The sequence below is a fragment of the Phreatobacter oligotrophus genome (genome assembly GCF_003046185.1).
Classification (GTDB): domain Bacteria; phylum Pseudomonadota; class Alphaproteobacteria; order Rhizobiales; family Phreatobacteraceae; genus Phreatobacter; species Phreatobacter oligotrophus.
In genome coordinates this window covers 1-9,649 of the sequence record NZ_PZZL01000035.1, presented here as the reverse complement: position 1 = coordinate 9,649, position 9,649 = coordinate 1, and the positions used below count along the sequence as shown (strand labels likewise).

General features: G+C 60.4%; 10 protein-coding genes and 2 pseudogenes. 4 read left to right on the top strand and 8 right to left on the bottom strand.

The window, feature by feature from the left end:
• Positions 1–233: 233 nt before the first annotated feature.
• From C8P69_RS22885 to C8P69_RS22860, 6 genes and pseudogenes are all read right to left on the bottom strand, one after another.
• Entirely contained in the window at positions 234–1,607 is a 1,374-nt protein-coding gene (locus C8P69_RS22885) for a carbohydrate porin (protein WP_108179748.1), read from the bottom strand.
• A gap of 271 nt (positions 1,608–1,878) precedes the next feature.
• Positions 1,879–2,454, bottom strand: a pseudogene (locus C8P69_RS22880) (IS3 family transposase); the annotation flags it as partial.
• A 32-nt stretch (positions 2,455–2,486) separates the two neighbouring features.
• The gene (locus tag C8P69_RS22875; RefSeq protein WP_245902215.1) at positions 2,487–3,242 is read right to left on the bottom strand and encodes an IS5 family transposase; all 756 of its coding nucleotides are present in this window, start codon (positions 3,240–3,242) and stop codon (positions 2,487–2,489) included.
• Between the two features lie 60 nt (positions 3,243–3,302).
• On the bottom strand, positions 3,303–3,875 hold the full coding sequence (locus C8P69_RS22870) for a helix-turn-helix transcriptional regulator (protein ID WP_108179747.1): 573 nt from the start codon (positions 3,873–3,875) through the stop codon (positions 3,303–3,305).
• 666 nt (positions 3,876–4,541) lie between these two features.
• On the bottom strand, positions 4,542–5,234 hold the full coding sequence (locus tag C8P69_RS22865) for a VIT1/CCC1 transporter family protein (protein ID WP_108179746.1): 693 nt from the start codon (positions 5,232–5,234) through the stop codon (positions 4,542–4,544).
• A 17-nt stretch (positions 5,235–5,251) separates the two neighbouring features.
• Positions 5,252–5,812, bottom strand: a complete 561-nt coding sequence (locus C8P69_RS22860; protein ID WP_108179745.1) for a cytochrome b — start codon at positions 5,810–5,812, stop codon at positions 5,252–5,254.
• 549 nt (positions 5,813–6,361) lie between these two features.
• Here C8P69_RS22860 and C8P69_RS24020 point away from each other — a divergent pair.
• Positions 6,362–6,511, top strand: coding sequence for a hypothetical protein (locus tag C8P69_RS24020; protein ID WP_170118371.1), 150 nt, complete (start codon positions 6,362–6,364; stop codon positions 6,509–6,511).
• A 335-nt stretch (positions 6,512–6,846) separates the two neighbouring features.
• A complete protein-coding gene (locus tag C8P69_RS22850; RefSeq protein ID WP_108179743.1) occupies positions 6,847–7,305 on the top strand; it encodes a hypothetical protein in 459 nt (152 codons plus the stop codon).
• Positions 7,306–7,430: 125 nt separating this feature from the next.
• Here C8P69_RS22850 and C8P69_RS22845 read toward each other — a convergent pair whose 3' ends face one another.
• Positions 7,431–8,129: a LysR substrate-binding domain-containing protein gene (locus C8P69_RS22845; protein ID WP_146167441.1), complete on the bottom strand. Its 699-nt coding sequence runs from the start codon at positions 8,127–8,129 to the stop codon at positions 7,431–7,433.
• Positions 8,130–8,210: 81 nt separating this feature from the next.
• A pseudogene (locus C8P69_RS24630) lies at positions 8,211–8,261 on the bottom strand (hypothetical protein); the annotation flags it as partial.
• Here C8P69_RS24630 and C8P69_RS23670 point away from each other — a divergent pair.
• Together C8P69_RS23670 and C8P69_RS22840 are read left to right on the top strand one after the other, a co-directional pair.
• Positions 8,247–8,462 (top strand): hypothetical protein, encoded by a 216-nt coding sequence (locus C8P69_RS23670; protein WP_146167440.1) that lies wholly within the window; start codon positions 8,247–8,249, stop codon positions 8,460–8,462. The pseudogene C8P69_RS24630 and the gene C8P69_RS23670 sit on opposite strands and share 15 nt — an antisense overlap.
• The gene (locus C8P69_RS22840) at positions 8,459–9,439 is read left to right on the top strand and encodes a Bug family tripartite tricarboxylate transporter substrate binding protein (protein ID WP_108179741.1); all 981 of its coding nucleotides are present in this window, start codon (positions 8,459–8,461) and stop codon (positions 9,437–9,439) included. The genes C8P69_RS23670 and C8P69_RS22840 overlap by 4 nt, the downstream gene beginning before the upstream one ends.
• The last annotated feature ends 210 nt before the right edge of the window (positions 9,440–9,649 follow it).

Below are 9,649 nucleotides of genomic sequence, written 5' to 3'. Positions count from 1 at the left end.
AATGATCTGGTCTTCCGTGAACCGGCTCTTCTTCATCTCCGTCTCCTTTCGACGGAGTCCAGTTCAAACCGAGGGCTTCGACGGGGGCAACGTCAGAGGGCTTCGACGGGGGCAACGTCAAACGTCATCAGCATAAAAGGCGCCTCAAATGTCACAGATTCACGGTACTGGGGGCCCCTCTGGTGAGAGATGGGTAGCGGCACATGCATAACGCCAAGAGAGTGCCAATCAGCCTAGTAGCGCGAATGTATGCGCATCCCGAGAACATGGACAGGGCCGGCGCGATCTCGATTGTAACCGGGATTGTGGATCAACTGGTAATTAGCCGCTATGAATAAGTTTTCTCGGAATACGGGCAACTCGTAGTACGTTTCCAGCAGTCTCTCTGAGCCGTAGCGGAGCGCCCCGTCGCCGACGATGACCCCCGTTCCTCCAGCAACCAAAAAGTCTTTATGGAAGCGCGATAGGTCGTTCTGCGCCACCGCAATTCCAGCTGAGTGGCCCGGCCTATTCCATAGGTCGCCCTTGAAGGAGAGTCCGAAAGACACAGAGCGATCGATCTGTGTAAACGCGATTGTCTCAGTCCGGCCATCACTCCAGTTCGCCCTCAAAAATGCGCCGATGTTGTCCGCAATTTCCTGATCCAAAAGAACACCGTATCCCCACTTACGATTTCCATAACGCCGGGTCATTGCCATTCCCGAGTCTGGATCGAGAACCCCGAGCCCGCTGATGCTGATCGCTTGAGTGTATTTGCCCATGTTCCCAAGCGAATAGAAGGCGAAGGGCTTAATGACCCCCGGACGACCAAACCAATTGTGTTGGTAGGCAATTTCAACAATATGGTTGAGATTGTTAAGCCGCATAGGCAGTTGCCCGCCGTTCGGCTGTGATGGCAAGAGCAGGGCACCGTAGCGGATGGCCAACGTGGGATTGGGGATGATCTCAACAGCCACCCCCTGGGTGTAGCCTCTAACGTCAGCCGCAAAGTCCCAAGCTGCGGACGACCAGATCGACCAGTTCCAGAACTGACGGCGTGTATCACCTGCATATGAACTCGTCTGGAAGATATCTAAAGCTGCGAACTTGCCGACGGTCATCACAACCCGCCCCGTCGGCACGTAGCTGGCAATTTGGTTGAAGTCGCCTGCACGCCACTCCGTTTCCGAACCGAGCGCGAAGGTCTGTCTCCAGAAGGCACGGGCGACCGATAGGACGCCGACCCGGTTGCCGGCCTTCTGTGCATCCCCGTTTGTGAAGCCAGCGATGCCGAGGGTCTCGCCCAAACCGAAGCCTTGGAAATATTCGGGATTGAAATAAAATTCGCCCCCTGTCCAAGGCAGGCGAACTCCAAGAAAAGCGGTGATGCTAGTCGTCTGGCGAACTTGCCCACCTGCCGGGAGGCTGTTCTGGCCGCTATAGGCCGCCCTGAAGCTGGGGTAACCCTGGATGAACTCAGTCAGTTGGGCGTTGAGTCTGATGTCTTCAGGCATCTGATCGCCCAATGGCCGAGACCAGCCTTGAGCCAAGACGGCTGAGGACAGGGCAATGATTGGCCCGAGCAGAAGGGCGGACGCGGCAAGGCCATGGCGAAATGGTGCGAACATAGCTCACCTCGTAATCGCCACCGCGGCGATGCCGTGAGCTTCACCAAGCTACGCGGGTCGCTGGGACGGCCATGTCGATCGACTGCTGCCATCGTTAGGCATTTCAAGCCTCGTAGTTCCAAGCTTCAGAAGACAGCCGAATGACGGTCCAGTGCATCGCTTGCATAATGATGTCAACCGGTGAACCGCCCTGGTTTTGCCGGAGGCCGCTTGTCTTAAGTTATGCGGCCATCGCTGTCTCTGCCAACGAGGCGTAGGAGCGTTCCTCGGCTTAGGCGGGCGGGATGTCACCGATGGGCTCAAGGAGGCAGCGGTTGTTGAACCAGTCGACCCAGGTCAGCGTCGCGAACTCGACCGCCTCGAAGCTCCGCCAAGGCCCGCGGCGATGGATGAGTTCGGCTTTGTAGAGCCCATTGATGGTCTCTGCGAGGGCATTGTCGTAGCTCTCGCCGACACTGCCAACGGAGGGTTCAATGCCAGCCTCTGCCAGGCGCTCGGTGTAGCGGATGCTGACGTATTGCGATCCGCGATCCAAATGATGCACAAGCCCAGCTTTGCTGGCTGGCCTTCGCTCATGGAGGGCCTGCTCGAGCGCGTCCAGGACGAAGCTGGCATGGGCAGTCCGGCTGACCCGCCATCCCACGATGCGCCACGCGTAGGCGTCGATGACGAAGGCTACATAGACGAACCCAGACCACGTCGAGACGTCGGTGAAGTCCGAGAGCCACAGACGATCCGGCGCTTGGGCATGGAACACTCGGTTGACGTGATCGAGCGGACAAGGGGCGGCCTTGTCCTGGATTGTCGTTCGAGCCGGCTTGCCGCGGATGATGCCTTGGAGACCCAGTAGTAGCTTCGGCTAGGCTAAGGACTCATTGGTCAGAGCCAGAATGCGACGGCAGCCGCGATGCAGATGGCCGACAAGAAGGCGTGGGCGCATCGATCGTAGCGGGTGGCGAGGCGCCGCCAGTCCTTGAGCCTGCCGAACATGTTGTCGATCCTGTGGCGCTGTCTGTAGAGCGCCTTGTCGTGCGGGATCGCGACCTTTCGGCTTCTGGACGATGGAATGCAGGCGCCGATGCCCTTTTCCGCGAGCGCGGCGCGGAACCAGCCGGAATCATATCCCCTGTCGCCGAGGAGCGCCTCGGCTGGCGGAAGCGCGGCCAACATGAGCTTCGCGCTCCGGTGGTCGCTCGTCAGGTCCTCGGTGAGCAGCATCACAAGTGGGTGCCCCATCTGGTCGCATATGGCGTGGAGCTTGGAGTTCAGCCCTCCCTTGGTCCGGCCGATACAGCGGGAAAGAGCCCCTTTTTGAGCAGGCTCGCCGCCGTCCGGTGCGCTTTGAGGTGCGTCGCGTCGATCATGATCCGCTCGGGCTTCGGCCCTTCTCCAGCCAGCCCCGCGAAGATGCTGTCGAACACCCCCCATGCGGCTCCAGCGGATGAAGCGGTTGTAGAGCGTCTTGTTCGGGCCGTAGCCTTTCGGCGCGTCCTTCCACTGCAAGCCGTGCTTGATCACGTACACGATCCCGCTGACCACACGTCGGTCATCGACCCGGGGCACGCCGTGGGTCAGAGGAAAAAACGGAGTGATCCGAGCTATTTGGCGCTCGTTCAGCAGGACTAGTTCGCTCACCAAAGCCTCCCCGAAAGGGACTCTGACTCACATTCGCGAGCGAATTAACAGGTACTGAGCCTAGCGGTCAGAAGATTCCAGGAAATCATCGAGGATGACGCTCATGAGCTCCGGCCGCGACCGGACCGAGGCCTTTCGAAAAATCGTCGACGATTGCGCTTTCACCGTGCCAATGGCCGTTTTCCTCGCCTCTGCGATTTCTGCAAGCGGCAGGCCCTTGAGAAGCAGAATTGCCACATCTCGTTCAGCCGCAGTCAACGACCAGGCTTTGCACTTGCCCTCGAAAATCTCTCGGAAGTCCTGTCGAATGGACTCAAGCTTGGACCTGCTGGCGTCAATCTGTCGACGTGCCTGCTGCAGTCGCCTAACGACGTTCAGAAATGCATAGACGAGACATAGAACGGCAATGATTTCAAGCGTAAAATGCGTCGTATCATAACTCGTGAATATGAATTCACCCTGCGATATCCTAATTATATCGAGCGCAATGTCGATTGTAAAAAACGCGACGCACGTAACCATGCACATAGCGCCAATGTAATTAGCCTGTTGAGAATCGAATATTCCCCGTAATAGTCTTATGATATTGTGCATGGGAGCGGATATCTGGGCGCTGTTACGGTTTTCGCTCATCGCGCGTACTTTCAAGAGCCAGATGTCAGAGCTGTAAACGAATGCGGTTGGCTAAAGGCGTATCGTGGCCGACAAAACCAACTCGCCTCTTATCGAGGCGTCGTCTTGCCGCCGAAGGTTGCATAAGACCTTTCGCTCACACCAGTTCACAATCAACATTAGAAAACGCCTACCCATTGACGCGCTTCCCCTTGCCGCCCGCGATCAACTGGCATGCCCTAGCCTGCCTGTTCGCATTCAAGTGCGTGATAGCCCGCGCCGCAGTGCGGTTAAAGAAGGACTGCCATTGCCCGATTTCCCAGGTTGGGATGAAGAGCCGATATTGGTGAACGGCGAGGCTTGCCGTTGACTGGTTGGTGGGACGGCGATGAAAGAGCTCGGCGAAGCGAAACCACGGCGGCTTGATCATTGTCGGGCAAGCGACGACTTTAATGGTCGCGCTGGGCACCAATCAGATAAAGAAGCGTGGCTATTGCGATGCCTGCCAGTGCCCCGAGCAGCATCGGTTGCAAGGGAAAAAACGCCTCTCGCGACACCAAGTGAGCGTCGAGCAGTAGTGCCGAAAACGCACCGACGCCCGCGCCGCCAATAACGATCCCTGCAACTAGAAGACCTTCAGTTCGCCGATCCATACTTTGCCAGCCTTTGATCGATGGTCTCTTCGGCTCACACAGCGCGCCCGATAAGGGCACCAACGATACCTGTTGTCGCCATCGCCAATGCGCCCCAGAACACGACGCGCGCTGTCGGCTTTAGCAAGTCTGCTCCGCCTGCCTTTGCGCTTGCTACACCTAGCAGCCCGAGGAATAGAAGCGAGCCAGCGGGGATGGCGCTCGAGGCCCATTGTGTTGGAGCGACAAGAGCGACCAGCAGAGGCAAAACAGCGCCCACCGAGAAGGTTGCTGCAGAAGTGAGCGCCGCCTGGACAGGTCGCGCCGTTGCGGTATCTGTGATCCCGAGTTCATCGCGAGCGTGCGCGCCCAGCGCATCCTTAGCCATAAGCTGTACGGCCACAGTTCGTGCCAGCGCCGGTTCCACGCCGCGGGCCTCGTAAATCTTCGCGAGTTCGTTCAGCTCGAGTTCCGGCTGAACGTCCAGCTCCCGCTGCTCGCGTTCTAGATCGGCCTTCTCGGTGTCGGACTGGGAGCTGACGGAAACGTATTCACCGGCAGCCATCGACATAGCGCCGGCTACCAGGCCAGCAACACCCGCCACAATAACCTCTTCCGATGAAGCCGATGCGCTTGCCACTCCGACCATCAGGCTTGCTGTTGAGATGATCCCGTCGTTGGCTCCAAGTACGGCGGCGCGCAGCCAACCTATGCGCTCCACCAGATGACGCTCTGAATGGCTCAACATGCGACCTCCTCGGTGGTTCAGGCTTTTTGACCATCGCAGCTTGCTCGCAAGCACACCACCCGAAGGATGAAGTTATGCAAGAGCGCCGCTCCGGCATGAAGCACCATATGGCCACCAGGTGCGTCTGCCGTCACTTCGTGAACCCCCTTGAGCGGAATGCCGATCGACCTGTTCGGAGAAAGCAGTGGGGGCGATTCCAGGAGGTCCAAGAACGATACCGTGCCGCCCTTCGCGCGCACATGTCTCAGACCGGTGATCGGAACGCCGAACATGGCTCCGTGGAGCACAAATTGAACGGGCCGCGCGACTGTGATCGTCGTGTTCTCCGCCCTATGAGTGGCGCCACTCATCCGCCATACTATCCGCAATAGCGCTAAAGCGATCAGGCAGTTTCCAAGAGGCGAATGGGTCACCAGGAGCCACTCACGTTTGAGCCCACGAGGCCCAAGCTCCCTCAGCAGACCAAGCAAGTAGGTGCCGGCAATTGCGCCAGCGAAAGCCCAATGAATGATTATGGAGAACCCGTCGAAGCGGTGCGGCCAAACGTGGCTGGCTGAGAACGGTTGGGTAGGGTTCATCCTTTCCCTCTTGTGCTCGCGGGCCGCGATCGGAGAGTCGGCTCGTATCGATTAGAATATTTCTAAAAAATGCGCTAGTGGCCAGAACTGCAGCGCGATTTGACAGGATTGCCTGGGGCGGCTGAATAATCTTCGTGGCTCTAAAAAGTGCCCGAAGCCCTTGCCGGAGACTGACCGGCTCTGGATGCGGACCACCACGCCTGAATGGGCGTGGCGGGCGAGGGACGATCGTGGTCCCACGGAAGCGCCGGGTTAGAAGCCCGGCCTCGAAGGGCCTGATGTTGGCACGGAACAGGAGCGACGTAGGCGTGCGCGCCATGGCGCACATGTCCATCGGTAAGCAATTGCAGGCCATCTGCGCGCTCGGGCCGCTACTGGTCGGAACGCTCGTGGTGGACTGGGCCTCGCTTGGCACGCTGATGGGCGCCTATTCGCTGGCCGTTATCGTCATGGCCTTGCCAGTGGGCATCCGGCTCGCGCGCTTCTGCGTCCGCGCGGTGCTGCTGGCGGGCGTCGGTCGCATGGGGTCTGGGCGGCATCCTGCGCTCCATGACGCCAGATCTCAGCGCGGCACTAGTCGGCCAGATCGTCTCCGGCGTGGGTGGGGCGCTGATCGCCATCACCGGCACTAAGATGGTGCTGGACCGGTTCAGAGGGCCAACGGCCTCCATGGCCATGGGGCTGATGCTGATGGCCTAGCCTTTCGGGATCGGTCTCGCCATGCTATAGGCGCCGCCCTTCGGCCTCGACTGGCGCGCAGGTCTCTTGGCCTCGATGCTGTTCTGCTGCCTCGCTGTCAATGCCCAGCGGACCTTTCCCATTTATGGCCATCCGGTTTTCTCTAGCCGGCCGAGTTGGGGATGGGTCGGTGGCTAGCCGAAGTCGTAATCTGAGATGGGTGTTCCCCGCTGTCGGCCCCGACGTTCGGTGGCCGGCCGCGGTGTAACTGCGGGTTTCGAGCGGACGTGCGAGGGGACGAGGTTTGAGTGCTGGCGAAGTCGGTAGGTTGAGCCTTCGGTCTCGATCACGATCGCGTGGCGGAGGGGTCGGGCGAGACCAGCCCGCTAGCATCCGTCATTGGCTTCTCCATCCTGCCGCTGCAAAAGTTCAGAGGCGCACTGGCGGAACGCTCGGGCCGGCAGAAGCTAGTGACGATCCTCTACGCCGCTGGCATGGTCCTGTTCCTTCGCGGCGTGTCGACCGACGGGCTGGCCTCGTTGCTCCTGCCATTGTTCGGGCTCCTCATCGCAGAGTCCTCCAGCTTCGTCATCGCCTTCGTCGGCAAGATCGTGTCGCTTCAGACCCGGGCCTTCGGCGTCCCCCGTGCTCAATTCGCTCTTCTACCTCGACCTCGCCGCCCTGCCGCTCGTTGCGGGACTTGCCCGAACCGTATCGGTTCGGCAGCGACCTCCCTGCAGGCGGTGGCCGTTCTCACCTTGTCCATAGTGGACCTTCTCGTTTACGCGGCGAGCAAACGCGAAATGGCGGGCTGAGACCAGGCGGCAGGAGAGGCCTCAGCCACGTGTCAGGGCCGTCTTCGCAAAGTCCGTCACGTGGATGAAAGAGCCCCTCCGCTTTCGTGGTGCGAGGGCACCGTGTCCGGATCGTTTGAGGTTGGTTACCTGTTTTCCCCGGAAACACGATTATTCTCAACAAACGCCCGAAACTTTGCAGCTGCTTCGCCATCAAGCTGGAGAGGCATAACCAGACGCAATTCCGTCGCGAGGCGCTCCTGCGGGCAGAAGGGCAAATATACAACACCGGGATGGGCGATCATGCGGAGCGTCTGCGGTAGCAGGACCACACCAAGCCCAAGGCCTACCATGGCGACGGCGGCGCTGAGCCGCGGAGCCTCGACACCGAAGCGCGGCGAAAAGCCAGCACGGTGGCAGGCGGCGATTGTGGCCGCGAAGAGCCCGAAACCGTCGCGTCGGCTGTAGACGATGAAGGTCATATCGGTGAGGGCAGAGATACGGATCGGTTCAGTGCCGAGGCGTTGTGCAACGGCTTGCGGAACCGCCACCACGAGCGGCTCCCGCATCATGTCGTAGCTCCTGAGGCCGTCGGCCGGGGGCGTCCATAGGAAAGCCGCATCGACTTTTCCACTCCGCAGAGCGTCCACGAGCTGTGCGCTCTGGCCCTCCTGCAGGGTGAGCGCCACATCCGGGTAGCGTGCATGAAACCGCCCCACCTGTTCTTGAAGCGTCGCGTGCAGGGCGCTGGTCGCAGTGACGCCGATCGCGAGCCGGCCGCGCTCTCCCCGTGCAGTCTGGCGGGTTGTTTCGGAAATCCGCTCCGTCTCCTGGAGGAGCCGCAAGGCGCCATCGCGGAATATGCACCCAGCTTCAGTCAGCTCTACGCCACGCGGGCGCCTCACCAACAGCTTTGAGCAGATACGTGTCTCGAGCTTGTGCAGCGCGCGGCTGAGTGGCGGTTGCTCGATGCCCAGTCGCGTGGCGGCGCGCGAGACCGGCCCTTCCTCCGCAACGGCGAGGAACTTCCGAAGAAGGTGATGGTCCAGCTAGTCCATACCCGATCCGGTATCGATGTCGCCGAAATCCATCATGGACCGCCGGATCGCAAAATCACAACATCCGGATGTGAACAGATAGAGCCGCGCGACGCGGCCAAGCGGAGGATCATCTCGTGAAGCCCGCAGCCCTGATCGCTTGTCTCTTGAGCGGCCTCATCAGCCCTGCCCTCGCAGATGCCGCATCTCAATTTCCACAGCGCGCTATCACACTCGTGGTGCCCTATGCGGCCGGGGGGACCAACGACACGCTTTCCCGGATCATTGGCGAGCATCTCGCGAAGACGCTCGGCCGAGCCGTGCTCATCGAGAACGATGCTGGCGCAGCAGGTACCCTCGCAGCTAGGCGCTTGGCGCGCGCGGTACCGGACGGACATACGCTGATCATGGGCAACATGGGCACGCACGCGGTCGCCGTTTCACAGTATAGAAGCCTCGGCTATCGGCCGTTGACCGACTTCACGCCCATAGGCCTCGTCGCCTCCGTTCCGGCTGTGGTCGTCGCCCGCCGTGATTTCCCCGGGACTACGTTGGTAGACCTGCAAGCCGCTTTGCGCGCCAAGCCCGAGGGCTTGGCGGAGGCTCATATCGGCGTCGGCTCACCCACCCATACCTTCTGCACGCTGTTGCACGACCTCATGGGCACGCGCGCGGTGCGGGTTGCCTATCGCGGCGGATCGCAGGCTATGAGCGACCTTGTCGGCGGCCATGCGGATTTCAGCTGCATCTCGCTAAGCGGTGCGATTTCTCAGATCAATTCCGGAAGCCTGAAGGCTCTTGCCGTCGCCACGCGCGAGCGTGTCGGGATCATCCCCGCCGTGCCAACTGCTGCCGAAAGCGGCCTGCCAGGATTCGAGGTTTCAACCTGGAACGGGCTATTTGCGCCACGGGACCTGCCGCCGGCCATCCGCGACAAGCTCGCGGTTGCCATCGACCACGCGTTGGCGGACCCAGGGGTTCAGGCTCGACTGATCGAGCTTGGCTTCTTCCTGCCTAAGCCGGCAGAACGTGGTGGCGAGGTCCTAGGCGAGCTGGTTGCGCAGGAAATCCCACGTTGGGCCGCGGTCCTAAAGACGGCTGGGATAGCGCCCGAATAGCACAGTGCCCGCAATGAGCGACCTGCTCCTTGCTTATTCGAGAGATTGACAGGATCGCTCAGGCCCCACGAGGATCTCCGCCTGCGATGCGATATCGCCTCAATCGAGGTAAATCGTAATCATCCGGCGTAGGCCGCGGCAGGCCTATTTTGGCCTGCTGCGATGGATTTCGATGAGGTTGAGCAGGCTTTCGACGCCGTATTCGGTGAA

Excerpts from the sequence above, each read along its gene's own strand:
- C8P69_RS22860 (WP_108179745.1), bottom strand. The coding sequence starts at position 5,812 with ATGAACCCTACCCAACCGTTCTCAGCCAGCCACGTTTGGCCGCACCGC.
- C8P69_RS22885 (WP_108179748.1), bottom strand. The coding sequence starts at position 1,607 with ATGTTCGCACCATTTCGCCATGGCCTTGCCGCGTCCGCCCTTCTGCTC.
- C8P69_RS22870 (WP_108179747.1), bottom strand. The coding sequence starts at position 3,875 with ATGAGCGAAAACCGTAACAGCGCCCAGATATCCGCTCCCATGCACAAT.
- C8P69_RS22865 (WP_108179746.1), bottom strand. The coding sequence starts at position 5,234 with ATGTTGAGCCATTCAGAGCGTCATCTGGTGGAGCGCATAGGTTGGCTG.
- C8P69_RS24020 (WP_170118371.1), top strand. The coding sequence starts at position 6,362 with ATGACGCCAGATCTCAGCGCGGCACTAGTCGGCCAGATCGTCTCCGGC.